The organism is Polynucleobacter bastaniensis (genome assembly GCF_018882205.1).
Lineage (GTDB): Bacteria > Pseudomonadota > Gammaproteobacteria > Burkholderiales > Burkholderiaceae > Polynucleobacter > Polynucleobacter bastaniensis.
This window is the reverse complement of sequence record NZ_JACVOU010000002.1, coordinates 45,557-69,838: the sequence shown is the minus strand read 5'-3', so window position 1 is coordinate 69,838 and position 24,282 is coordinate 45,557. Positions and strand designations below refer to the sequence as shown.

At 43.9% G+C, this 24,282-nt stretch carries 26 protein-coding genes; 9 read left to right on the top strand and 17 right to left on the bottom strand.

The genetic code is table 11. From position 1 onward, the window contains the following. Positions 1-295 precede the first annotated feature (295 nt). On the top strand, positions 296-748 hold the full coding sequence (locus ICN22_RS03400) for a DUF4188 domain-containing protein (protein ID WP_216168898.1): 453 nt from the start codon (positions 296-298) through the stop codon (positions 746-748). 550 nt (positions 749-1,298) lie between these two features. On the opposite strand, the gene ICN22_RS03395 is transcribed toward ICN22_RS03400, so the two are convergent. From ICN22_RS03395 to ICN22_RS03380, 4 genes are all read right to left on the bottom strand, one after another. After that, entirely contained in the window at positions 1,299-1,724 is a 426-nt protein-coding gene (locus tag ICN22_RS03395; protein ID WP_216168897.1) for a hypothetical protein, read from the bottom strand. Next, entirely contained in the window at positions 1,724-2,611 is an 888-nt protein-coding gene (locus ICN22_RS03390) for an ATP-binding protein (protein ID WP_216168896.1), read from the bottom strand. Before ICN22_RS03390 ends, ICN22_RS03395 begins: the two co-directional genes overlap by 1 nt. A gap of 77 nt (positions 2,612-2,688) precedes the next feature. Then, a complete protein-coding gene (locus ICN22_RS03385) occupies positions 2,689-3,198 on the bottom strand; it encodes a hypothetical protein (protein ID WP_216168895.1) in 510 nt (169 codons plus the stop codon). 71 nt (positions 3,199-3,269) lie between these two features. Further along, on the bottom strand, positions 3,270-3,968 hold the full coding sequence (locus tag ICN22_RS03380; RefSeq protein WP_216168894.1) for a GNAT family N-acetyltransferase: 699 nt from the start codon (positions 3,966-3,968) through the stop codon (positions 3,270-3,272). Between the two features lie 249 nt (positions 3,969-4,217). Here ICN22_RS03380 and ICN22_RS03375 point away from each other — a divergent pair, with 249 nt between their 5' ends. Continuing rightward, positions 4,218-5,144, top strand: coding sequence for an exocyst complex component Sec10 (locus ICN22_RS03375; protein WP_216168893.1), 927 nt, complete (start codon positions 4,218-4,220; stop codon positions 5,142-5,144). Here the strand turns inward: ICN22_RS03375 and ICN22_RS03370 are convergent. Beyond that, positions 5,137-5,703, bottom strand: a complete 567-nt coding sequence (locus tag ICN22_RS03370) for a tyrosine-type recombinase/integrase (protein WP_216168892.1) — start codon at positions 5,701-5,703, stop codon at positions 5,137-5,139. The two genes, ICN22_RS03375 and ICN22_RS03370, sit on opposite strands and share 8 nt — an antisense overlap. A gap of 268 nt (positions 5,704-5,971) precedes the next feature. Continuing rightward, a complete protein-coding gene (locus ICN22_RS03365) occupies positions 5,972-6,535 on the bottom strand; it encodes a hypothetical protein (RefSeq protein ID WP_216168891.1) in 564 nt (187 codons plus the stop codon). 803 nt (positions 6,536-7,338) lie between these two features. Between ICN22_RS03365 and ICN22_RS03360 the strand changes: the two genes are divergently transcribed. From ICN22_RS03360 to ICN22_RS03345, 4 genes are all read left to right on the top strand, one after another. Then, positions 7,339-7,857, top strand: a complete 519-nt coding sequence (locus tag ICN22_RS03360) for a DUF6641 family protein (protein ID WP_216168890.1) — start codon at positions 7,339-7,341, stop codon at positions 7,855-7,857. A gap of 18 nt (positions 7,858-7,875) precedes the next feature. After that, complete coding sequence (locus tag ICN22_RS03355) at positions 7,876-8,241, top strand: DUF6876 family protein (protein WP_216168889.1); 366 nt, start codon at positions 7,876-7,878, stop codon at positions 8,239-8,241. A 29-nt stretch (positions 8,242-8,270) separates the two neighbouring features. Then, a complete protein-coding gene (locus ICN22_RS03350) occupies positions 8,271-8,621 on the top strand; it encodes a hypothetical protein (RefSeq protein ID WP_216168888.1) in 351 nt (116 codons plus the stop codon). A gap of 92 nt (positions 8,622-8,713) precedes the next feature. Beyond that, positions 8,714-9,952, top strand: a complete 1,239-nt coding sequence (locus tag ICN22_RS03345) for a hypothetical protein (protein WP_216168887.1) — start codon at positions 8,714-8,716, stop codon at positions 9,950-9,952. Here ICN22_RS03345 and ICN22_RS03340 read toward each other — a convergent pair. From ICN22_RS03340 to ICN22_RS03330, 3 genes are all read right to left on the bottom strand, one after another. After that, a complete protein-coding gene (locus tag ICN22_RS03340) occupies positions 9,949-11,295 on the bottom strand; it encodes a tyrosine-type recombinase/integrase (protein WP_216168886.1) in 1,347 nt (448 codons plus the stop codon). The two genes, ICN22_RS03345 and ICN22_RS03340, sit on opposite strands and share 4 nt — an antisense overlap. Positions 11,296-11,452: 157 nt before the next feature. Next, positions 11,453-11,902 carry a hypothetical protein gene (locus ICN22_RS03335; protein WP_216168885.1) on the bottom strand — a complete coding sequence of 150 codons (450 nt, stop codon included), beginning with the start codon at positions 11,900-11,902 and terminating at the stop codon, positions 11,453-11,455. Positions 11,903-11,916: 14 nt separating this feature from the next. After that, complete coding sequence (locus tag ICN22_RS03330) at positions 11,917-12,153, bottom strand: hypothetical protein (RefSeq protein ID WP_216168884.1); 237 nt, start codon at positions 12,151-12,153, stop codon at positions 11,917-11,919. Between the two features lie 737 nt (positions 12,154-12,890). Between ICN22_RS03330 and ICN22_RS03325 the strand changes: the two genes are divergently transcribed. Then, positions 12,891-13,121, top strand: coding sequence for an AbrB/MazE/SpoVT family DNA-binding domain-containing protein (locus ICN22_RS03325; RefSeq protein ID WP_072582921.1), 231 nt, complete (start codon positions 12,891-12,893; stop codon positions 13,119-13,121). Continuing rightward, on the top strand, positions 13,111-13,515 hold the full coding sequence (locus ICN22_RS03320; RefSeq protein WP_216168883.1) for a PIN domain-containing protein: 405 nt from the start codon (positions 13,111-13,113) through the stop codon (positions 13,513-13,515). Before ICN22_RS03325 ends, ICN22_RS03320 begins: the two co-directional genes overlap by 11 nt. Positions 13,516-13,544: 29 nt before the next feature. On the opposite strand, the gene rpoD is transcribed toward ICN22_RS03320, so the two are convergent. From rpoD to rpsU, 4 genes are all read right to left on the bottom strand, one after another. Next, a complete protein-coding gene (rpoD, locus tag ICN22_RS03315) occupies positions 13,545-16,088 on the bottom strand; it encodes an RNA polymerase sigma factor RpoD (RefSeq protein WP_216168882.1) in 2,544 nt (847 codons plus the stop codon). A 223-nt stretch (positions 16,089-16,311) separates the two neighbouring features. After that, positions 16,312-18,261 carry a DNA primase gene (gene dnaG / locus ICN22_RS03310; protein WP_216168881.1) on the bottom strand — a complete coding sequence of 650 codons (1,950 nt, stop codon included), beginning with the start codon at positions 18,259-18,261 and terminating at the stop codon, positions 16,312-16,314. A 29-nt stretch (positions 18,262-18,290) separates the two neighbouring features. After that, positions 18,291-18,737 (bottom strand): GatB/YqeY domain-containing protein, encoded by a 447-nt coding sequence (locus ICN22_RS03305; protein ID WP_216168880.1) that lies wholly within the window; start codon positions 18,735-18,737, stop codon positions 18,291-18,293. Between the two features lie 121 nt (positions 18,738-18,858). Continuing rightward, a complete protein-coding gene (gene rpsU, locus ICN22_RS03300) occupies positions 18,859-19,071 on the bottom strand; it encodes a 30S ribosomal protein S21 (protein WP_011903537.1) in 213 nt (70 codons plus the stop codon). A 77-nt stretch (positions 19,072-19,148) separates the two neighbouring features. Here rpsU and tsaD point away from each other — a divergent pair, with 77 nt between their 5' ends. Then, on the top strand, positions 19,149-20,222 hold the full coding sequence (gene tsaD, locus ICN22_RS03295; RefSeq protein WP_216168879.1) for a tRNA (adenosine(37)-N6)-threonylcarbamoyltransferase complex transferase subunit TsaD: 1,074 nt from the start codon (positions 19,149-19,151) through the stop codon (positions 20,220-20,222). Positions 20,223-20,238: 16 nt separating this feature from the next. On the opposite strand, the gene folE2 is transcribed toward tsaD, so the two are convergent. Genes folE2 through xseB form a run of 4 tightly spaced genes read right to left on the bottom strand, consistent with a single transcriptional unit; the run spans position 20,239 to position 24,171 of the window. Next, positions 20,239-21,066, bottom strand: a complete 828-nt coding sequence (gene folE2 / locus ICN22_RS03290) for a GTP cyclohydrolase FolE2 (RefSeq protein ID WP_216168878.1) — start codon at positions 21,064-21,066, stop codon at positions 20,239-20,241. Positions 21,067-21,091: 25 nt separating this feature from the next. Beyond that, the gene (gene dxs, locus ICN22_RS03285) at positions 21,092-22,996 is read right to left on the bottom strand and encodes a 1-deoxy-D-xylulose-5-phosphate synthase (protein WP_216168877.1); all 1,905 of its coding nucleotides are present in this window, start codon (positions 22,994-22,996) and stop codon (positions 21,092-21,094) included. Between the two features lie 16 nt (positions 22,997-23,012). Further along, positions 23,013-23,915: a polyprenyl synthetase family protein gene (locus ICN22_RS03280; RefSeq protein WP_216168876.1), complete on the bottom strand. Its 903-nt coding sequence runs from the start codon at positions 23,913-23,915 to the stop codon at positions 23,013-23,015. 22 nt (positions 23,916-23,937) lie between these two features. Then, complete coding sequence (gene xseB, locus ICN22_RS03275; protein ID WP_046330712.1) at positions 23,938-24,171, bottom strand: exodeoxyribonuclease VII small subunit; 234 nt, start codon at positions 24,169-24,171, stop codon at positions 23,938-23,940. Between the last annotated feature and the right edge of the window lie 111 nt (positions 24,172-24,282).

Here is a 24,282-nt window from a genome sequence, read left to right as displayed (position 1 = left end):
AGGCTTCAATTATGCGTCTATTAAATCGACGCATAATTGAGAGGGTCCATAAAAAAGTTTGTCGTTTTAAACGACATTGACTGACGCAGGGATGTACGATTGATTTGTCCTTTTAAAGGACAGTTCATGCTTGGGATACACGCGACTAATGGCGCCTAACCCTACCAAGCCTTAAAAAGAAAATAGCCCAACAAGTGGGCTATCGAGATTCTTGGTGGCCCGGGGCGGAATCGAACCAGGGCCGAGGATGTCTAGTCTTTAAATATAATAAGTCCTCTTGTTGAGGAATCTTCCTATGATTAATAAAGAAAGAATGTGTTCCCACTTAGATGGTGAGTTTGTGGTCTTTTTAATTGGAATGCGATTTAACCAATGGTGGAAAATACATAAATGGTTACCAGTGTTTTTAGCTATGCCTAAAATGCTAAAAGAGCTTTATACAAAACCTGAGCTGGGTTTTCTTCATCACGAAATGTGGTTTTCGAGGACGATCATCATTGTTCAGTATTGGCGCTCGATGGATCAATTAATGGCCTATGCCAAAAGCAAAGACGCTGAACATCTCCCAGCTTGGAAAAACTTTAATCGATCTGTTGGTAATGATGGATCAGTAGGCATTTGGCACGAAACTTACTCGGTTGCTCCAGGCACTTATGAAAATGTCTATGCCAATATGCCACCGTTTGGCTTAGGTAAGGCAGGCATTTTGGAAAAGGCTCACGAAAAGCGTGAGTCTGCTCGAGGCTGATTACAGGATGGCATCTAGCCCAGCCAAGCCCCAAAAGAAAATAGCCCAACAAGTGGGCTATTGAGATTCTTGGTGGCCCGGGGCGGAATCGAACCACCGACACAAGGATTTTCAATCCCCTACTCTACCGAACGCTATTGGCCGTTTTCTGCATCATCCAAATACCGCCAATCACCCAAATTGAACGTCCGCAAGCCACCCTATCTGAACCAGCCTGACCGTCACTTAACCGGACACTCGATAGTCGGGTCGAACCGACACCCGATCATCAGGGTCAAAAATTTCGACTGAGTCGCGCATAGTTCTCAGCATCCGCCACGCAAGACCCAAGGCCACACTTACGCTAACCAAGCTTATCTATGATCAGACCATAGTTAATCCAATGAAACAGCCTGAAACAATATTAAATAGTGAGGCCTTTGGCCTGCCCAGCACGATTCGAACGTGCGACCTAGGCCTTAATAATGGTTGTAGTTTTTTTAACAGGCTCTAGATAGATACCTAACAGGGAATATTACACCCATCATTACTGATGGGTGCCTTAATTTCTTCACGTTAATACTTCTGCCCATGAATACCCTGCAACTCCCCGTTTAATGCGATTTCGGAATGTGCCGCCATCACAGTCCATTGCTATTGCCCCTTCCTTAATCGTTGAAAATATACCTTCTGGGCAAACTACGGATCGAGCTCTTCCATTGTCCCCAAGTAAACCAATCTTTCCTTTGCGTGCTTTACTAACAGCTAGTCGAAGTGCCTCACTTTTTGGCTTACCTTTTTGAGCCCTACTTCTAGCTTCAAATGAAGTGTAATTCCTACCCTTTTGCGCAAGACTAATCTTTTGCCGGATGCTATCGGGCATTTTCAGCCCCTTATTGTAGGGAGTGAACTTTTTAGGTTGACGGACAAAAAACTTATTTGAGAATTGGTATGGGGTTAATACCAACATCTCTTCAAGTGATATTAACTTTTTCATTACGCAGCCTCCAAGAAGCGGCGAGCTTGACGCTGCCAATTATTAGGCTTTGCTTTCATGGTGCGAGCAATGTGCTGTGGCAAGCGCAGATCAAGTCGACGAGGTATGTCCAAGTTTTCTAATAAAAACTTCAGTAGCTCAATTTTCTGCTCATCAGATAACAAAGTGTCAGAATCAGTGCTCAAGTAATCTTTATCAACAATCATATGAAAGATCTGGGCATACTGATCTTCACGACTATCAAGAGCTAAAGAGAATGGCGCGGATCGACTACGTAGTGCATCCATGTGATTGGCAATACGGCCGCGTCCAGAAGCAAGGCGAACATTGGTACAAATAATGACCGTACCATTAAAGTCAAACTGACTTGGAATCGGTTTTCCAGTAAGGGGATTGCGAATTTCTTGAGTAGATGCCCACCCAACCTGACGATAAGTAGGGTCAGTTGCGCCTTTCAGTAAATTTAGCCCAGTTTCGTTGGCAATAATTCCATCGCAATCATCGAGAATGATGTACTTACCTGCCTTGCGCATGAGATGCAGCAGTATATACAGCATGCCCGGTGTAGCATGACTGCGCGCTACAACATAATCTTTATTCTCCTGCAAACCAGTAGACTTAAGCGCTTCAACTACTGCATGTGTCTTGCCCATTCCTGGAGGGCCATAGATAATAGCTGCACGATGAGCTCCAGCTACTACATCACGTAAAAACTCTTGAGCATCTTCGTTGTATTCACGTACCTCATCAATACGCTTACGAAGGCTTGGCTTAAAGATGGGATCTTGAAGAATGGATGACACAGCGGGATTAGTAATCATCATTACAGCAGAGCTAACGGGGTAATGAGACTCAAACTTCACGGCTGCTTCTGGAACTGTATTCATGGTAGTACTCCTTGTAAATGGAATAAAAGATAGGCAACTAGATGGATTAACCCTAAAGTTGCTCAATTAAAAAAATGCTAGATTATTTGTGCTGCGACACGATCTTGGCAATACTTTTGAAAGTACGAATCCATCGTTAATGAATCAACCCAACTCATATCGACCTTACTTCCAAAACCATACGTCTTCATTAGGTGCTGTTCCCATGCATCCAGGTCAGATCTGCCACTACCAAAGTACCACTTACAGCTATGTCCAAGCTCTGATAACGACTGCTTACCCGTTACCTCTTTAAATAAGCTCCAATTGCTGGCGGTACTTATTTTGATTAAGTCAGCAATATCCCTACTATGTTGAGCGCAATACTTAATAACTCTTTTAAAAAATTTCTGATCTAGAAAAGATTCAGCATTTTTTTCATACTTACTTAATGGAATTTTTAAATCAAAGAATTCTTGTGTATTTCCAAATTCATCAGACGTATCGAAGGTCAAGATGACATTTACATCAAGATATTGTCTAGAAGACTTTGGTTTTATTACAGCTGATTTTATAGATCTTGAAACTTGATTTACTAATGTAGGCATTGTATTTCTCCTGCTTTTTATATTAATTGGATTCATCATTTCCTCGCTTATTTTTAAACGGCTGGATTTGATTAAATTGCTTGCTCAACATTCAAAATTTCTTGTGGTGAGGCCAAAGCTAGTCGACGTAAGGCAATATTTTTAAAGTGATCTAAATAAACTCTAAATAGACCATCTTGAGCCTCTAAAGAAAAAGTAAACCCTTGGCGATTGAAGTAATACTGATTCTCCTCATAGCGCTCAGGTTCTAGCAGAATCGATTTGACATGGCAGCATCGCGAAACATAATGAATGAGTCTTGATGAAATGCCCTTACTTCGGTATACAGGCTTGACATATATTTCTGCAATATTCCAAACCTCACCGTCATAGACTTCCTCAAACCTATCTGTGTAATTTGTAATTCGTATAAAACCAATCTCTTTATTACCTAACTTAGCAACAAACATACGTGAGATTTCTGGATCGTATAACTTAATTTTCAGATCCTTAATTTCTCCGCTGTAGGCTTTTTTAAAACATTGCATCCATTTTTGTTTGTTAGCTAATTTGGTAACTTCTTGTATTTCCGGCTCAACAAAGGCTGTCCCTTTTGAAAAACCAAGTTTTGCATCAGGTGCTGACTGCTGACGCAGCTTATTAAAGCCGGCGTGCCATTCAGAAGTACGTAAGAGCGTGTTATTAGGGGTGACTTCAAGGTAATTAAATTGATCTAAAGATATTGCGTGATTGACTGCGTTTAGTTGTACTGCAGGATTTTTTGTAAGCATGGTATTTCTCCTGTTCAAGTTAAAAAATTAATAAGGCTTAGACAGCTGTGCGCTTTGAAATGGCACGGGCTGTTTACAGACTGAATTTTTAATGAGCTAACTATCACGCACTTGAGCGCTTTAAAAGCGGCTGCAGCGATGACAAAAAATGAGTTGTTTTGCCATACCTTCACTATAAATTTTTGTTGACTGTTTTAAAATTGAATGAAATAATTTAAATATATTCAGTCAACATAAATCGACCAAAAAATGGCTCTAAACCCGTTTTCCCTACGAAGATCAGATTTACAAAAGAATGGGAAATTTGTAGAGGCGCATCGCCTCTATCGTTTTTGGTTTGAGTTTTTAGCCCTCAGTCCAAGCTATGAGTTGGCACGGCGCTTTAGGCAAAGCAAGGGGAAATTAACGGCTGCGGACAAAGCCCGAATGCCGAGCGATTTTGCGCAAGTCTTACAGATTTACGATGCGTTTGGCGATGTACAAACCGCGCTATTTAAAACCTGGTGGCAAGCACGTGGGGTGGAGTTATTTGGGATCGCCGGTGAGCCGAGTGCAGTCGCCCCGATATACAAAATAGCTAATAACCTACAGCCAGACCTCAAAAAACTGCAGCACTCCCTTAACCGCTATTTGGCAAGCACCTGGCCAGCACAACATAAACCGGGCGCAATCATTCTTGCAATACCGCTTAACTCCACACGTCAAAAAGTTCTAAAAACTATTAAGCAGTTACTTGATGATCATATTCAGGCACCAGCACCGCAAGCCAAACCCATGTTTTCATTGGCCACAAAAGACCTGCATATTAAAAATGTAATTGATGCAATGGGTGTTTTATGGATACGGTCAGCAAAACCTGAATGGGCACTTTGGAAAATTGGTGTAGAGGCGAATATTAGTAAGCTTTATAGCAAGAAATTTGATGCATTTAAAAGTAAGCGAACTACTGCTAACTACGATGAATTTCGTACTTTAGAACAAATGACTTCACGAAAATTTAAGATCGCAGTCAATATTGCTGAAAATGCAGCCCGTGGTATCTTCCCCAGCCAAAAGCCCTGTCCCCACTCAGTGAAGTTTGATGCTGCAGAATTTAATCACATTCTCTCTGCCAAAACCGCCTGGATTAAGCAGGAAAAAGCCCGCATCCTAGCAAGTAGTGCACAGCTTAAATAAGCTCTACCGCATTGCGCAGAATATCGGGCCTTGTATCAATATAGCGCTGCGTGGTGTACATCTGACTGTGGCCCGCTAACTGCATCATCACTCTTACTGAAACACCCTTCTCACTGAGTCGTGTCAAAAAGCCACGGCGACCGCTATGACTGGTAGCGCCATTAAGTCCTGCCTGGCGATACAGCCCGTTAACCACGTGGGTGAGCGTATTAGGTGTAAATCCATAAGCCCTTTGTGTGGGAAACAATGGACGATTCATCTCTTTTGGTGGATGCGCTGCGATATAGATGGCAAGTTCTTGTTGCATCCGTTCTGATAACAGCACTACCCTGCTTTTAGAACCCTTAGTTTGATTGGCCGCTAAGTGAATCTCACTTAATACCTGTTTATCAGCGTTTAAAACGTCGCTGTAGCGTACGCTAGCAACTTCACCTATACGCATACCCGCCCAGTGCGTTAACAGCAGTATTGCGCGATTACGCACTGCTGCTTTGGTGCTTGCTGCGTAATCTAAAGCTCGCTGTAATTCTGTATCACTTAATGTTTTTGCTTGTGCCATGGTCTCTCCTTGTATTGCCATCTATGTACTTATATTTTGTAGTCAAAACTGCCATATTCCTACCAAAAATGGCCACAAATACACTCAGATTGATGGGTTTTTCAAGTGAAAATGACTGAAAAATTACCGCTTGATTTTCAAACGGTTACAAGCACTCAACATCAAATGTATATTTTGTGTTGAGTGAAAAAACCATGGAATTTGATGGCGATTCGTGGCATTTGAGCCACAACTAGATACTTTGAATTTAATTCTCGTAATTTAAAATCTACAGTTGTTTGGTGTATTGGGCAACATAGGGAAATTGAGTGGATAAATCTTTAGAGGCTTCAAGATTTAATCTATCTTGAATATCCCACAAATCTTCCCAAGTTATTTGACCTTCTTCTAATTCACTCTCGTCATATACCACCTCAGAATGTATTTCCTCTCGTCGATGTGCCGTAAATATTTTTCCGTTGGAAACAACTTTATACCTAACGCCTATAAAGCTTCCTGATTCGCTGTCATATTTGTTACGAAGAACAACATGTGGATCAATCTTTGAATAAAACCACACAAGATGATTTTCTAACTTTTCAGGAATTAGGCATGAGCTTTTAAAACATAGTTGATCTTCATCACCAAACTCAGCAGTACTAGCTGGAATTACCCAATCAGATCCAGTTAATTTTAAGATATCAGCATCTGAGCTTCTATCTAGGCCATAAAAAACATTTGGAATTGCATCGTCAAGAGGTAACTGACTCAACCTTAAATTTACCTCCTTATTCAACTGAGAAATATTCTGACTCCCAAACATATTAATAAAGTTTCTACCATAATCACTCATATACATCCTATCTATAAATATTAGCTTTAATCAATAATGCATATAGTAATTTCTAAGGCTACTTTAAATCTACTATTTTTAAATAAACTTTCTGACTTAATAGTGAGCTAAAGCTCACTAGCTCTTCGCTTGCGCTCATCGCATTTTTCTTCTTTTTATCATAATTTTTATAGTGATAATTGGAATTATTGAATTTCAAGATCTTTTACTAGGAAACATAAGCCATGCCCTGCTACGGGCATAGCTTTTTACTGTCCTTTTACTGAGGATTCCTAACTGATACCGCACAACTCAATTACTTGAGATAAGGTAGGTTTTGCGATCACCTTTTATATGCGAGCCTTTTACGCTGCGAGCCTTGTGCTGTATCAGTAGCAGCAAGGGGCATGTGGGTTTATTTCAATGGCGTTTCCCACTCACTTTCAGCCTATACGAATTTCTTCGAAATTTAGCCTACATTCACGTATTACTACGCTACCAACAGATACAACACCGCAAACGGTACTGCCACACAGGGGCGTCGTTTAAAGCATCTAGCCATAACAGCTAGGTAGTGCGATGAGGCCAGATAGTAAGAGATCTGAATTGCTTACCGTCACACATCAGAACGGGTTTCGCAGCACTATTGCCTTCGGCGTGCCAACCTTTATGCCTTACTTTTATCAATTTATTTAGCTTGAACACAAATATCGGTAAAAAAAGTACTTATGTGTTCTAAGGCCTAAAAACGGTCTTTTTTCGGTTGTCCAAAGGGGTTTTCTGATCATATTGTTGTGTTGTCCTAATAACTTATGGAGAACACGATGGCAACACTAGAGAGCCTGAATACCCTTAAATTGACCGATGCAAAACGGCCTAAAAACCAACCCCCTATAGTGCAACGTAGAAACAAGCTGATTAGCAAGTTATGGGAACAGCTGGAATTAGCAAAAGCAAGACATAGCGGTAAAGACTTTGTGATTAAGCGCTATAAAAACGTCAAAGATCTAGAAGGCAATATCAAAAGCATCGAAAAGCCTAAGCGCATTAAACCTTGGTGGTTTACCAGCAGCTCAGGAGCACTCTGTATCAACGTGTTTTATGGCAGCAAGGTTTTAGAACTAGCTAAAGGCAAAACCGCTGTAGAGGCCGCTAATTTAGAGAATGTCATTGAAGTACTGGGGCTCTTAAAGCGCGAAGCTGAGATCGGTACGTTTGATGCGGCAATAGAGGCAGCCAGCCTACAACTGCGCAGTCGCTTTGAATTGAAAATCCCGAAAACGAGTCAAAAGAGCAAGGTTCTGACTGATTCCATTGTGCAAACCCAATTCATAAATAAATGATGATGAGACATAGCAAAAATGAATCTATCTAAAACCCAGCTTTTGAATCATTTGGAGCAATTTTATGGAACGCAGTACTACTACCCCCTCTGGCCCAAAGTCTTTCTAACGGATGGTGTACAGTTTTTGGCGCAAGAAGCGGCCTGCTATTGGCTCATGGATGCCATTACCAGTCATATCCTGCATTTACCTAAAAACGAAGTATTTGTCAGCTGTAAGTTAAGAGTAGAAAACGGTAAGGCTGAACTAGTATTCGATGATGGCAATGGCAACGTACTAGCCACACAGAAAATAGCCTATACGACCTTCCCACTGGACTCAATCGCTTTATACGCCTGCTGGGATAGTGAACGCTGGATCTTAATGCTACCTACTGAGTATTAATCAGTAAAACCCAGCAGCTAAATATCTGTATGAGATTTTATGAATTCCAATCCTCGCCAACTAAACCTCTAACCCCAGCACAGGCAAGAATCAAAGCCCTTAAAGATCAAGCCAAACGAGCACAAGCAGCAGTCAAAGCCGAGCGAGCTAGGCAAAAGATTCAAGCTGCACAAACCACTCTCAATCAATTAGAAAGTCACTCAATGTCAAAAACCTTTAGAGCATTACATAAATCCAATAATCCCTATTCCGCTTGGATAGGCATCGGAACTTATGGATCATTTAATGATGCGCTTGCAGCAGTGCTGAGAAAGAAGAAACAAGGCTCTATTGCAGTCCAGATTCAAGATAACGCTAAGATGGTAGTTTACTCATCCTAATAACCGGTAGCTAATGACTCGAGAGGATATTGATCACTGTCTATTAAGGGCTTTAGGGGGTTAAACTAATAAGTAGTCCATCAGAGCCAATCATGACTGACTTTACCCATCTATCTAGTCGAAATACCTTCTATAAGAAGGTAAAGATCATCGTAGCTAATGGCGCCGAATTTGAATCACTCGAATTATCAAGAGAAGAAAAAAATAAAGCATCAAATGTTCTGTATCTTCACGTACACAGAGAAACTAAGCAGTGCTACATTGGAATTACCGAACAAGAAGCTGGTAAACGCTGGTTCTCAGGCATTGCATATACCAATAATCGACGATTTGGAAATGCCATCCGAAAGTATGGATGGGATCAATTCGATTCTTATATCCTCGCTTTTGCTGAAGATCGTGAGGCCTTAAATCAAGCCGAAATAGAGGCAATCGTCCAGGCCGGTGGGCATAAATCCAAATATACCTATAACCTTTCTCCTGGTGGAGATATGGTTGCCGAAAATGACAAGCCAATAGTTGGTGTCTTTTTAGAAACCGGTGAAACTCGTAATTTCAAATCCGGCTCTGCTGCTGCTCGACTACTGGGTATGAAAAATACAGATATGCCCATGGCTGTTGCGAGAGGCGAACGATCATCAGTACAAGGTTGGTGGTTCAGGCTAGAGGAAGATCCCCACAAAGAACCACCTAAAGTTTGGGGTGATGAATTGCGAGTACAGGCCGTGCGAGCTGTTCAATCCAAAAACATTATTGCCATTCATTACGAAACCAAGGAAGAGAGGCGGTACGCAGCTCTTGAAGATGCGGCAACAGATTTGGGCGTTACCAAGGGTTTAATTTCTATGGTTGCTAGGGGTGATAGTTCCTCAGCTAATGGATGGTGGCTTAAGTATGAAGGTAGCAAAAGAACAATGCCGAAATCTTATGGGTCTTCGCTAAGAAGAGAAAAGCGTGATGAAACTGTCTATGCATTTAATCTAGAATCGGGCGAACGAAGAGAATTTAGAAATTGCACAGTTGCCGATACTGAACTCAACATATATAAAGGTGCAGCTGCATCAGTAGCCTCTAAAGAGCGAACCTCTGCAGCTGGATGGTGGTTTAGTCTTGATAAAAATGAAAGTCCACCAACTAAGTTTAAAGGTGCACTGGTAGCTGAAGCAAGATCAAAACCCATTATTGCTATAGAGTTAGCGACCGGAAAAGAAACTCGCTTTGCAAGCGCAAAAGAAGCAGAGGAAAGCCTCAAAGTTCACCGCTCCACTATTAGCAACATCATCAAAGGTAAAGCAAAGCCCAGCAAGGGATTTACCTTTAAGTTTGCTTAAGCCGCCCGTAGTTCTTGCTCAGCCCGCTTCTTACTCGGATAGTTATCAGCAGCTTTACTATCCGCTTCTATAAGCTTCCTGGTATTCGTCCCACGCAACTGCTCAATTGCCTGTATTACCTGTAAGTGGCTATAGTGGCGCTCAATCATTAAGACGCTAGTACCCATTTGTTTAGCTAGAGTGTGAATAGGCACCATATCGTGAGTAAGTGCTAACGTGGCATAGGTATGGCGTAGGCTATAAAACACCCGCTTTTGATTGGTCTTAGGATCAATCAATAAACCATGGTCGGCTAGGAAGCCATCAAACATATGGTTTAAGACGTCACTTAAATCTCTACCTTCTTTGGTTCTAAATATGTAGTCATCGTTAGTGGGTTTAATGAGTTCGGCTAATGGGTCTTTAATAGTGCTCTTTACGCCATAGTTACGCATAGCTATACGTTCAAGCACCCTGACACTCGGCAAGCGTCCAATAATCTGTCTTTGTCCTGTTTTACCTTTCACCGTCATCTCGCAGCTACGGTTTAGGCTATGGACTTCAATGACCTCACCGTCTTCATCCAATTGATCTGTGACTGTACTAATAGGGTTCATCATGAAACGGATCTGCTTCCATTTCATGTTTAACAGTTCCGTGCCTGGTCTCGCCCCTGTATCCACCAGCATCTCAACATAGTCTCTAAGGATCTCACGACGTTCGCGCACATCCTTAGTTCGACCTGATTCTATGTAGGGACCTAGAAGTTTTAATAAAGCTCTAAGCTCATGAAGCTCAAATGCTGGGCGACGCACGCTCTCTTTAGTCTTGCCATCCAACTTGGGGCGATTACTCTCAGTTAAGTAACCCCGAACAATCGCTTCATCAAAGACTCTATTAAAAGCGGCATTTTGAGTCTTGCGATTGCTATTGGATATTGCTAAGCCATACCTAGCTTCACGGTCGTCGTAGTATTGCTGCAGGGCATCGTAATCAATATTGTTAATGAGCCTTTGCCCAAGACTGGGTATGAAATGCTCATTAATAATACGGATGTAGTCTTTGTAGATTGACTTGCCTAAGCCGCCTTTTAAGTCTCGCTCCATCCTATCAATTGCCAGCATAGCGATATCTTTAAAACGTTTAGTTACCAATGGAATACCAGAGCGTTTACGAATCTCCGCCTCTACCAATAGCTCTTTAGCTTTATTAATTGCCAAATCAAGTTGAGTCTCTTTGGTAGTTGCCCGTATCCACTTGTTATCCACCTTATAGCGGCATTGCCAAATGGTACTATGCTCGCGTTGGTAGAGGGTTAGGTTACGGTGTATGAGTTGATGTGTACTTTCTTTTTTAGTTGCCATACATATACTTTAGCTTCTGACACTAGGCTAGAGCAACCAAATTGGCTGAAAAATAGAGGTCAATTTAGCCAAAAGAATTAATGGCTAATTGTGGTGATTTATGGAGAGTTTATGGAGGTGAATGGGAAGGTAAGCGTTACTTAAAGTAACGCTTGATCTATATAGTTAAACCCAAATATGGACTTAATTTTTCTGCCAATAATGTCGGCTGAGATTCCAGCCACTTATAAAGATCTCCATACTTCTTTTCTATCTCAGATCTATCTTCAGTAGCTTTATTAAGGCTACCCTCAATTATCTTTAGCTTGTATATTTGATCTGCTAGCTCATTTAAATAATCAAAAACATCAACTGGAAATAGAAATTTAGCGCTAAGGATTTTTACTTTTAAGTTTTTGAATGCATCCAATCTTTCAGAGCTAGAGCCATTAATTGAAGTTGCTATAGCATCATGAGCCGCAGCATAAATTAGCCACCTTCTCTCAAAAAGATCGTGCTTTAACTTGTACTGACCCAATTGCCATTGCTTATAACTAATGTAAGCGCCAAAAAAAGCAATCGCAGGGGCGGATATGCCTAAGACTATTTGCAGCCAGAGTGGAATCATAGGATCTCCCAAGGTTATTCGAGAATTACAAAATCTTTAGTATTTGAATAAGTTGAGTACTCAATCAAAGTTAATTCAATTTCATGTTCCCCATCCTCTACTTTCCACCTCAGAAAATTAGGCCCATAACCATTGTTATTTGAAATTTCACATGGCCCCTTAGGAACGGCCACCCTTTGATTCAATGCATTTAGGTATGAAACAGTTCCTGAAACTCTAGCCTTTTTATATGTATTGTCGGGATTTGACATATTCATCTCCAATAAGCTTTGTTATTCCAACTTTACCTGCGATTGGCAATTTACAAAAGACAAAACCCTCACCATTACTGATGAGGGTTTGCATTTCTGGTGGGCCCACCAGGACTTGAACCTGGGACCAAAGGATTCCGGTTTGCGTAGCTTTCACTACTCCCTGGACTATGCCTTCATCATATCGATTACTCGACTTAGATGGGTGCCGTCTAGTCTCTACACGTTCAAAGTATTTCTACTAAGCTTCGCTCGGCGTTAGCTTGTGCAGCTTTTGGCTACCTTTAGCTTTCTCCGAATTTGACACCATCCCTTATGCAGTTTCCACGCATAAGGCACAACTTTCGCTATGAGTCCTCTGCTCTAACCAACTGAGCTATAGGCCCTTAATCGTTACATTTACTACACACCTTTTGAGGGGTGCTTTTTACCGCAAAACCACACTTAAACCGCATTTACTACACACCATGAAAAATGCCCTGGTGTGTAGTCGGTGTGTAAGCAATTTTGACCACCTAATCGACCACTAACCTCTTGAAACTATTGAGGTCTTTGTTACAAGACCCCTAGGGCTTCTTTCTTATGAGTCCTCTGCTCTAACCAACTGAGCTATAGGCCCTAACCTCTCATTGTAATTGAAGGGGCTCTTTAAATTATTGATTGGTATGCACTTGACCAATTGTTGTTTTTTATATAGATATACATTATTATATGTATATCTATAGGAGATGAAAATCATGGTCGTATCAAAATGGGGGAACAGTCTTGCCATTCGTCTACCAGCTCAAGTAGTCGAATTTTTAGAACTCAAAGAAGGAGATGACATTGAGGTTCATGTCGCGGATAAAAAGCATTTTCAAGTGAAGAAGAAACCTTCTTTGCAGGATAGGCTTCAAAGTTTGAGAAAATTTCGAGGTCGTATGCCCGCCGATTTTCACTTTGATAGATCTGAATTGAATGAACGCTAAGAAAATATTTTTTGATACCAACACCCTACTTTATTTACTATCATCAGACACAAAAAAAGCGGACTGGGTTAGTAAAAATTTAGAGCAATCAAACGTAATAAGCGTTCAAGTCCTTAATGAATTTACTTCTGCCAGCATTAGAAAAATAAAAATATCTAATAGTGAGCTGGATGAGTTTTTGGATTTATTTACGTCCACATTCAACGTAAGATCGGTTGATATAGATACTTTTGAAACCGGATTAATGGTATCCAGGCGATACGGGTACCAACACTATGATTCAATGATTATTGCTGCAGCTTTGCAAGCGGGATGTGAAAAACTGTACTCAGAAGATATGCAGCACCGTCAAGTAATTGATAAGAGGCTGCAGATCGTGAATCCTTTTTTATAAAGGATTCACGACATCTAAACACTAGGCAATCAATCCTCTTCGAGGAAGGTCTTAAGTTTGTCGCTGCGACTTGGATGACGCATTTTTCTCAAGGCCTTGGCTTCGATCTGACGAATACGCTCACGAGTTACGTCAAACTGCTTACCAACTTCTTCGAGAGTATGGTCTGTGCTCATCTCCACACCAAAGCGCATACGTAATACCTTTGCTTCGCGTGGTGTTAATGAATCCAGAACGTCCTTCACTACATCGCGCATCGAGTCATGCAAGGCTGCTTCAGCTGGAGCTAAGGTATTGCTATCTTCAATGAAGTCACCTAAGTTTGAGTCGGCATCATCACCAATTGGTGTCTCCATGGAGATTGGCTCTTTAGCAATCTTCATAATCTTACGAATCTTATCCTCAGGAATTTCCATCTTGAGAGCCAAGGTTGCAGCGTCTGGCTCATGACCAGTCTCTTGCAAGATTTGACGGCTAATACGGTTCATCTTGTTGATCGTCTCAATCATATGAACTGGGATACGGATCGTACGTGCCTGATCAGCAATAGAACGGGTAATCGCCTGACGAATCCACCAAGTTGCATAGGTAGAGAACTTGTAACCACGACGGTATTCAAACTTATCTACCGCCTTCATCAAACCGATATTACCTTCCTGAATCAAATCCAAGAACTGCAAACCACGGTTGGTGTACTTCTTAGCAATCGAGATTACCAAACGTAAGTTAGCAACAGTCATCTCACGTTTAGCTTCACGCGCTCGCTTCTCACCAGCAGTCATCTGCTTGTTTACTTCTTTTAATTCTGGGAGTGGCAATACAACACGCGTCTGAATGTCGATCAACTTCTGCTGCAATTCCTGAATCGCTGGAACATTACGCTGTAGCAATGCAGTGTATGGCTTGTTTTCTTTGAGGAGCTTATTTACCCACTCTAGATTCATCGACATTTTTGGGAAGTCTTTTAATACTTCACCACGATTAACACCTACTTTATCTACCAACAAGCTCACAATGCCACGCTCGAGCTTCCAAACTTGATCCACTTGCGAACGCATGGTGTCACACAACTTCTCAACACTCTTTGCAGTCAAGCGGAAACCAAGCAACTCACCACGAATAGCTTCTTGCGCCTTGATATAAGCCGGGCAGTTATAACCCTCCTTATCAAAAGCGCGACGCATCTTGTCAGATTGGGTGCGCACAATTGCAAACTTCTCTAGGGAGATCTGCTTTAACTCCTCTAGTTGCTTGGCGTTAGCTGTAGCTGCGCCGCCGCCACCGCCACCTTCATCTTCACCGCCTTCTTCGTCAACCACTTCAGCGTCTGGGTCGATTTCTGGCTCTTCGGGTCCAAGCTTAATATCTTCGGCGTTAGGATCAACTAATCCATCCACAAATTGATCAATCTCCATTTCACCGCTAGCAATCTTGTCTACGTTAGCCAAGATCTCGCCAATGGTGACAGGGCAAGCAGCCAAAGCCATCACCATGTCTTTAAGGCCTGCTTCAATCTTCTTCGCAATAACGATCTCGCCTTCGCGAGTCAGCAAATCTACAGTACCCATCTCGCGCATATACATACGCACTGGATCTGTTGTACGACCGAACTCTGAGTCGACAGTAGCTAAAGCGGCTTCGGCTTCTTCTTCAGCCTCTTCTTCGGAAGTAGTTGCAGAAGCATTTTCATTTAAGAGGAGCGTCTCAGCATCTGGAGCCTGCTCATACACAGTAATGTTGATGTCATTTAAAAGACTGATCAATGTTTCTAATGCATCGGCATCTGACAACTCATCTGACATCACGTCATTCATTTCGCCGTGAGTTAAGTAACCCTTGGACTTGCCCATCTTGATCAATGTCTTCAGACGAGTACGACGTAATTCTTGCTGCTCTTCAGAGCCTAACTGTTGTGCTGCGAATTCTTTTAATAGCGCTTTTTCTTTTGCCTTACGCTCACGTGCTTTTTGACGATCAGTAAGAACTGGCTCAGCACCCTCTGGAAGTGCATCCGCTTTGGGTTTGCGACCTTTTTTTACTTCTTCAGTTGCAACAAGCTCAACCCCTGCCTCAACTGCTTTTGATTTTTTGCCCTTAGCTTCTGGAACTTCCTTAGCGCCTTTAGCTGGCTTTGCCGCCTCAACCTTAGTAGCAGCCTTACCTTTTTTAGGTGCTTCTACTTTCGCTACTGGCTTGGTCGCGGTCTTTGTTGGAGCTTTTACCGCTTTAGCGGGAGCCTTCACTGGCTTCGCTGGAACTTTTGCCGTTACTTTAGATTTAGCTACTGGCTTGGCAGGTGTCTTTGCTTTAGCAGCTGGCTTTACTGCTTTTGCCGGTGCTTTAGCTTTAGCTGCTGGTTTAGCAGGTGCCTTCGCTTTAGCAGCTGGCTTGGCTGGTGCTTTGGCCTTAGGTTTCGCTACCGGCTTGACTACTCTTGCTGGGGCTTTAGCTTTAGCAACTGGTTTAGCAGGTGTCTTGGCTTTTGCCGCTGGCTTGGCTGGTGTTTTGGCTTTCGTTACTGGCTTTGCTGGCTTAGCTGGCTTAGCTGCTGGTTTTTTCTTGGTATTAGGCATTTATTAGCACTTACTCACGTTACTGATGATTGTTCTCGACTGCTTAGGTGCAGCCACTTTGTCCACTTGCCCAAAATTTCTTAAAAATAAAGCGCAAGTGGCTGAATTAAATCGGTTTTTTTCTGGGAATAGAGGATTATAGTCGATTACGACTTTTTTACCCCTATCCGCGCTCAAAATATGGGGTAAATTTCAGGTTTTCTGGGCTTAAATCAGAAAATTCCTAGGAGAATTTCAATCTTTCGCCCAGCTCGCGATATCGAGCCCGATCTTGCTCTGTAGCAGTACTTCCAGCAATCTTTTGGGCGATTTCTGTCATTTCTGTTTTCAGGTGGGTAAGCTCCAGCTTTTTGAAAGCCCCATCTAAATCGGCAATCGCTCCTTTGATCTCTAAATCAGAGCCCATGACCCGCTTTCTTAGCACCTCATAGAGCGGAGCCAACTCACTGCGGGATAGCTGCTCTTGGAATAAAGCAAATGCGCCGGCGCCAACTGCTGGTGGCTTACCGTTCTCACCAGGAATCAATTCAACCTGATCACACTGAGTCAATAAATCCTTCATGAGCTCTAATGCTTTTTCTGAGCGCAGCTCGGAAGCCTGTAAAGCTAGTGCCCTCTTGTTAGCATCTAAAGCCTTGCCTAGATGTGGAAACTGAATCAAGACGCGCAAGATCTGCTCAGCCAAATCTGTAGGGGCTTGCGGAGGCGGAATATTGAGTACAGGGGCTCTTTTCGCTGAACCCTTAGAGGCCTGCCAAGGTGCGCCCTGGGTCCGGTTGCTGCTATTGGCTTGCACAAAGTTGGGTGCGCGTTGATTCGTTGTGACATAAGAACCCCGCTGCACTGGTGCAGGCGCTATCGTCAATCCACAGAAAGACTCTAACTCTGCAGGCATTGAATTCGTTCGAATAGCGAGCTCACGCAAGATTTGCGTTCGCAGAGCAATTGGTGACATGGATAGCAACATCGGTTTTGCTGCATGATGCGTTTGCGCTCTTCCTTCAGGCGTTGTCAGCTCATGATCCTGACTTGCAATCTTAAAGAAGAAGCTTGAAATCGACATCGCCTCTTTAATAACTTTTTCAAAAGCAGGTGCGCCATAGGCTCGGACATAACTATCAGGATCATGCTCTGTAGGCAAAAATAAGAAGCGAATTTCTTTATCATCCGACATTAATGGGAGGCATGCTTCCAGAGCACGTTGCGCCGCACGCTGTCCAGCAGAGTCACCATCAAAGGAAAACACGACTTTATCGGTTTGGCGCAACAACATGCGCACGTGGTTTGCAGTACAGGCCGTACCTAATGTGGCTACGGCATTAGGAAAGCCTAATTGTGCGAGTGCCACGACATCCATGTAACCCTCGCATACCAAAACATATTCTTGCGAGCGAATGGCTTGTCTTGCTTCGAATAAGCCGTAAAGCGTATTACCCTTGGAGAACAATGGTGTCTCTGGAGAATTTAAATACTTAGGCTCACCTTGATCCAAGATGCGTCCACCAAAGCCAATGGTCTGCCCCTTGGGATTGCGAATTGGAAACATGATGCGATCACGAAAGCGATCGTAGCGTCTGGCAATTTGGTTATTGTCCGTCTGCTCACTCTGAATGAGTAAGCCACCCTCAAGCAAAGTCTTGGCTACTTCATCGTTAGCATAAGTGCCAAAGACTGCCTCCAGGCCTTGCCAACCATCGGGTGCATAACCTAAGGCATAACGTTTAGCGATCTCGCCGGTAAGGCCGCGCCCTTTGAGATATTCCACTGCACGCGGCGCTACTTTCAGTTGCTGGCGATACCAATCGGCAGCGGCACTCATCACCTCACTCAATGCCATGGTCTGCTGTTGGCGGGCAATATCATTTGCAGTGCGCTCTTCACGCGGCACATCTAATCCTGCGGAACGCGCTAAGTCTTCAATGGCGTCTACATAGCCAAGACCGGAATACTCCATCAGAAAACTAATGGCAGAGCCATGTGCTCCGCAACCAAAGCAGTGATAGAACTGCTTGGTAGGTGATACTGAAAATGAAGGGGATTTCTCAGAATGAAAGGGGCACAAACCTTGAAAGTTCGCACCTGCTTTTTTTAACTTCACGTGCTGCCCAACTACATCGACGATGTCGACCCGATTTAGTAAATCAGCAATGAAGGATTGGGGTATGAGAGCCATCAGTATGGGATGAGGCTGAGCTTGTGAACTTACTTAGCCAGCGCCGCTTTTACTAAACCAGAAACTTTTCCCATATCTGCTTTACCAGCCAATTGACCTTTGAGAACACCAATTACCTTACCCATGTCCTGTGGACCAGCTGCACCAGTCGATGCCACTGCTGCAGCTACCGCCGCCTCTACTTTTGCATCAGACAACTGTGCTGGCAAGTAATCTTGCAGAATAAGCATCTCAGCCGTTTCGATCGCCACCAAATCATCTCGATTGGCTTTTTCAAATTGAGAGATGGAGTCTTTGCGCTGCTTAATCATCTTCTCAATCGTAGCGATGACACTCGCATCATCCATCACAATGCGATCATCTACTTCACGCTGCTTGATGGCTGCTAATAGAAGACGAATAGTTCCAAGGCGTGCCACTGCTTTTGCACGCATCGCGTTTTTCATATCTTCAGTAATTTGATCTTTCAGGCTCATGGTATTTTTCCCCTAGTATTCAATATCTCATAAATTGCTGGCGACTCAAAAGCAAAAACCCGCTGCGTTTCACCGTCAGCGGGTTTCAAAGCCTCTCGGTGAGGAGAGCTTTTAAATTCGATTAGTAAAGCTTTTTAGGCAACATCTGGCTGCGAATACGCTTGTAATGGCGTTTAGCAGCAGCGGCCTTCTTGCGCTTACGTTCAGCAGTTGGCTTCTCATAGAACTCGCGGGCACGCAAGTCTGTCAAAAGGCCATTCTTTTCAATGGTGCGCTTGAAACGGCGTAAAGCCACTTCAAAAGGTTCGTTCTCACGGAGGCGGACTGTAGTCATACTTGTTTAACTCGTATATGCTCGAAAAATATCGATAAATTAACTGAAATGCGATTCTAGCACGACCAAATACAAAAATGATTGTTTTAGGCATAGAAACTTCTTGTGACGAGACCGGGGTGGCCATATATGACACTACCCCCTGGGAAAACCACGCACCAGCTCATCAGGGCATCCTAGGACAAGCACTGCACTCCCAAATTGCCATGCACCGTGACTATGGGGGCGTTGTCCCCGAATTGGCCTCTAGAGACCATATCAGGCGGGTTTTACCCCTTTTGGACGACACTTTGCATGATGCTGGGCTCAAGTTAAAAGATATCGATGCGGTCGCCTACACCCAGGGCCCTGGATTGGCTGGCGCCCTACTCGTGGGGAGTGCTTTTGCCAAATCCCTTGCTCAGGGCCTCAACCTACCCTCGATTGGGGTGCATCACCTCGAAGGGCACCTGCTTTCACCACTTTTAGGGATCTCTGTGCCGGAATTCCCATTTATTGCTCTTCTAGTCTCGGGTGGGCATACCCAACTAATGTTAGTGAGCGGGGTTGGTAAGTACCAACTTCTGGGTGAAACCTTGGACGACGCCGCTGGCGAAGCCTTTGATAAAACAGCCAAATTACTGGGCCTGGACTATCCAGGCGGAGCTGCTATCTCCAAATTGGCAGAAAAAGGCCAGTCTGGAAGATTTGACCTACCCAAACCGATGCTGCACTCTGGGGATTTGGACTTTTCTTTCTCTGGACTCAAAACAGCGGTTCTGAACCAGGTGAAAAAATTTGAGGCATTAGGCATTACTGATTCTGATGAGATTGCAATGTTTCATGCGGATCTTGCGCGAAGCTTCGTCGACTCCTTAGTCGCAGTACTCGTCAGTAAATCAGAGAAGGCGCTTAAGCAAACTGGCTGCAAACATTTGGTCCTGGCTGGCGGTGTGGGCGCCAATTTGCAATTACGCGCAGCTCTCAATGCCAGTGCTAAGAAAAATCGATTTGAAGTGCACTATCCACCAGTCGATCTATGTACCGATAACGGCGTGATGATTGCATTTGCTGGAGCACTGCGCATGTTGGCAGAAAATAATGGCTCAACTACTTCAGGCGCCTTTGATATCAAACCCCGCTGGGATTTGGCGAGCAATAATCTTACTTAGATTATTGCTGAGTTTATTACTTAGTCAGACTAATTTTGGCGTAGGCACTGTGATTGTGAATCGACTCAAAGTTCTCAGCCTCAACCACTAAAGACAAAATACGCTGATCACCTTTGAGCTGACCTGCTACATCGCGTACTAAGTCTTCTACAAACTTCGGGTTGTCATAAGCACGTTCGGTAACCCACTTCTCATCAGGGCGCTTGAGCAAGCCCCATAACTCGCTAGAGGCTTGGCTCTCAGCGGCTGCAACTAAATCTTCTACCGTCATCTTGGTCTGCGAATCCAGCTCAACTGACATCGTCACATGTGAGCGTTGATTGTGCGCTCCATACTCTGAAATCTCTTTAGAGCAAGGGCATAGACTCATCACTGGAACTAGAGCGCGAAGGTTTAACTCAGCATCAATTGCACCAGATGCATTTTGTTTTGCTTTTGCAGTCCAAGTCACTTCGTAATCCATCAAGCTTTCAACACCAGATACGGGTGCAGCTTTTTTTACGAAGTGGGTATAGGTAAATTGAATACGACCTTCACTCGCGTTGAGCAATGGCAGCATCTCACGCACCATGGCAACTACAGATGCACTATCAATCGGCTCATGGTATTTTTGCAAGAGTGCAATAAAGCGAGACATGTGTGTGCCCTTCACATGCGCAGGCAAAGCCACATCCATTTCAAAATTACCAACCGCTGGCATTACACCCGTCTGAGTGCGGATATTCAGCGGATGGCGTAATCCCCGAATCCCTACCTGCTCAATTGGCAAGGCCCGCTCGTCATGCGAAGACTGTATGTCTGGCATGGCTTGTGGTTTGAGAAAGGCGGTGTTGATGTCGTTCATGACTCTATTTTCAGGCAAAAATGACTTATTTGCCTACGGCTACAGGATTTGTAGCTGTTTTAGCTGGAAAACGTTGGGAAATAGCCTTTGCAATCCCCGCAACGTCCAAGCCACACTGACTCATCAAGAGTTTGTAATCGCCATGCTCCACGAATACATCAGGAAGACCTAATTGCAAGAGGGGTTTGTTTATCCCCATTGCAGAGAGTGCCTCAAGGCACGCACTACCTGCGCCACCCTGAATCGCACCATCCTCAATCGTTACAAAATAATCATGATCTTGCGCAAAGGATTTGAGTAACTCAAGATCTAATGGTTTAACAAAACGCATATTAGCAACTGAGGCATCGATTTGTTCAGCCACTTCAAGTGCTGGATAGAGCAAAGTTCCGAAAGCCAAGATCGCTATGCGCTGACCTGCAGGTGCACTCGACTTACGACGCACTTCGCTCTTACCCAATGGCACAGTACGTAATTCTTTTGAAGGAATGGTTCCAACACCAGCACCACGCGGATAGCGTACAGCGCTCGGGTGCGGCTGATGAAATGCCGTAGTCAATAAATCACGGCACTCTGCTTCGTCTGCTGGTGTCAAGACCAACATATTCGGAATGCAACGTAAGAACGGAATGTCATACGCACCAGCATGGGTTGCGCCATCTGCGCCCACTAAACCAGCGCGGTCCAATGCAAACAAAACCGGCAGATCCTGAATCGCGACATCATGAATGAGTTGATCGTAGGCACGCTGTAGGAATGTTGAGTAAATAGCTACTACTGGCTTCATACCTTCACACGCCATACCAGCAGCAAAAGTCACTGCATGCTGCTCAGCAATACCGACATCGTAATAACGCTTAGGGAAATTCTTTTCAAACTCCACCAGGCCAGAGCCTTCACGCATTGCTGGTGTAATACCAACAAGCAATGGATCAGCATGCGCCATATCGCACAGCCATTCACCAAACACTTGAGTAAAGGTTTTTTGAGAAGGGGCAGCAGACTTCTTCACACCCTCTTCCGGATTGAACTTGCTCGGACCGTGATACAGCACTGGGTCTACTTCAGCCAACTCATAGCCCTGACCTTTGCGAGTGACTACATGCAAGAACTGGGGACCGCGCCCCTCAAGCGCCAAACGGCGAACATTTTGCAACATTGGAACAAGAGCGTCTAAATCATGGCCATCGATTGGGCCAAAGTAATTAAAACCAAACTCTTCAAAAATAGTGGATGGAGAAACCATGCCTTTAGCATGATCTTCCAAACGCTTAGCAAACTCACGCAAAGGCGGCGCAATGGATAACACGCTATCGATGCCCTTCTTTGTTGCAGAGTAAATATTGCCGCTCAATAATCTAGCAAGGTGCCGATTGAGCGCACCTACTGCTGGCGAGATCGACATATCGTTGTCATTCAGAATGACTACTAACGGTAGGTCCTCATACACGCCCGCATTATTCATCGCTTCAAATGCCATACCGCCAGTCATCGCACTATCGCCAATCACCGCAACAGCGACTTGTCTCTCGCCCTTGGTTTGGAAAGCACGCGCCATACCCATCGCCGCAGAAATACTGGTTGAAGAGTGACCAGTACCAAAAGCATCGTATTCACTTTCAGCGCGACGGGGAAAACCTGACAAACCATCTAACTGGCGCAAGCTATTCATGCGTTCACGACGACCAGTCAAAATTTTGTGCGGATAACTTTGATGCCCCACGTCCCACACGATTCGATCCTGCGGTGTATCAAAGACATAGTGCAGCGCAATCGATAACTCCACCGTTCCTAAATTAGAGGAAAGGTGTCCACCCGTTTTAGAAACAGAATCTAATACAAACTGACGTAATTCATCTGCTAGTGCAGGAAGCTGCTCACGAGGAAGTTTTTTTAAATCTACGGGGGAGTGAATGGAATTTAAAGTCATCAAATCTTTAGTAATCTTATTTGCCTCTATTAACTACCAATAGAGCCAAATCTCTAAGGGCTTGGGCTTTAGCCCCAAAACTCTCTAAGCTAGCAATCGCCGTTTCTTGTAAATCGGTTGCTGCCTTCTTAGCATAGTCTAAACCCATCAAGCTCACATAGGTGGGCTTGTCATTGGCCGCGTCTTTTCCTGCGGTTTTACCCAAGGTTTGACTGTCTGCAGTGGCATCCAAAACATCATCCACAATCTGAAAGGCCAGCCCCAAAGCTTCAGAGTAATTTTTGAGATGCTGCATTTGAATCGCATTGAGCTTGGCAGCAATGCCACCCATCTGTACTGAACAAGAAAGCAGAGCACCTGTTTTCATCGCATGCATTTGCTTTAAGCCAGCAAGGTCTAACTTCTTTCCCACGCTCTCCAGATCAATCGCCTGACCACCAGCCATGCCACGCGAACCCGATGCACTAGCCAATGCACTGATCATTGCCAGGCGGGTATTAGCATCGCACTGCGCGTTTGCCAAAACCTCAAATGCGCGAGTTTGTAATGCATCACCAACCAATAAAGCAGTCGGCTCGTCATAAGCCTTATGTACAGTAGGACGTCCACGTCGTAAATCATCGTCATCCATACAAGGCAAATCATCATGCACCAAGGAGTAGGCATGAATACATTCAATTGCAAACGCAGCAGAATCTAAAGCATTATTTTTCTCTTCATTGGCATCATTGCCTAACTCACCAGCGGCATAAACTAATAAAGGACGAATACGCTTACCACCACCTTGAGCGGCATAACGCATAGCTTCATGTAAACGTATGGGATGAGCATTCGCTGCATCAAGCCATCTATCGAGAGCTACTTCAGTTCGCTGCCCGTGAGCACGAACCCAATCTTCAAATGAAAGTGTGTTGTTCATAAAAGTAAAGTCTTAGAACAACTTACGCCTCGAATACCCGAACTTGCTGCTCAACTTGAGCAAGCATGGCCTGGCAATGTTTTAGGAGTGCTGCACCACGTTGATAAGCCAAAAGTGTCTCTTCCAAAGAGAATTTGCCTGATTCCATATCCGAAATCAGCTTTTCCAGCTCCTTGACAGCCTGCTCATAACGCAAATTAGGGTCGATTTGTAGCTCAAGACCGGGCTTCTGATCTTCAGATTTCTTCGCTGGCATTGGCTTATTTCCTTGAAATTTCTTATAGATGTAGTCCTATATATTAAAGCGAGACGGGGGTCAGATGGGTATAATCGCTTCCTTCCTTTCCAATATCGATCCGTCGATGGT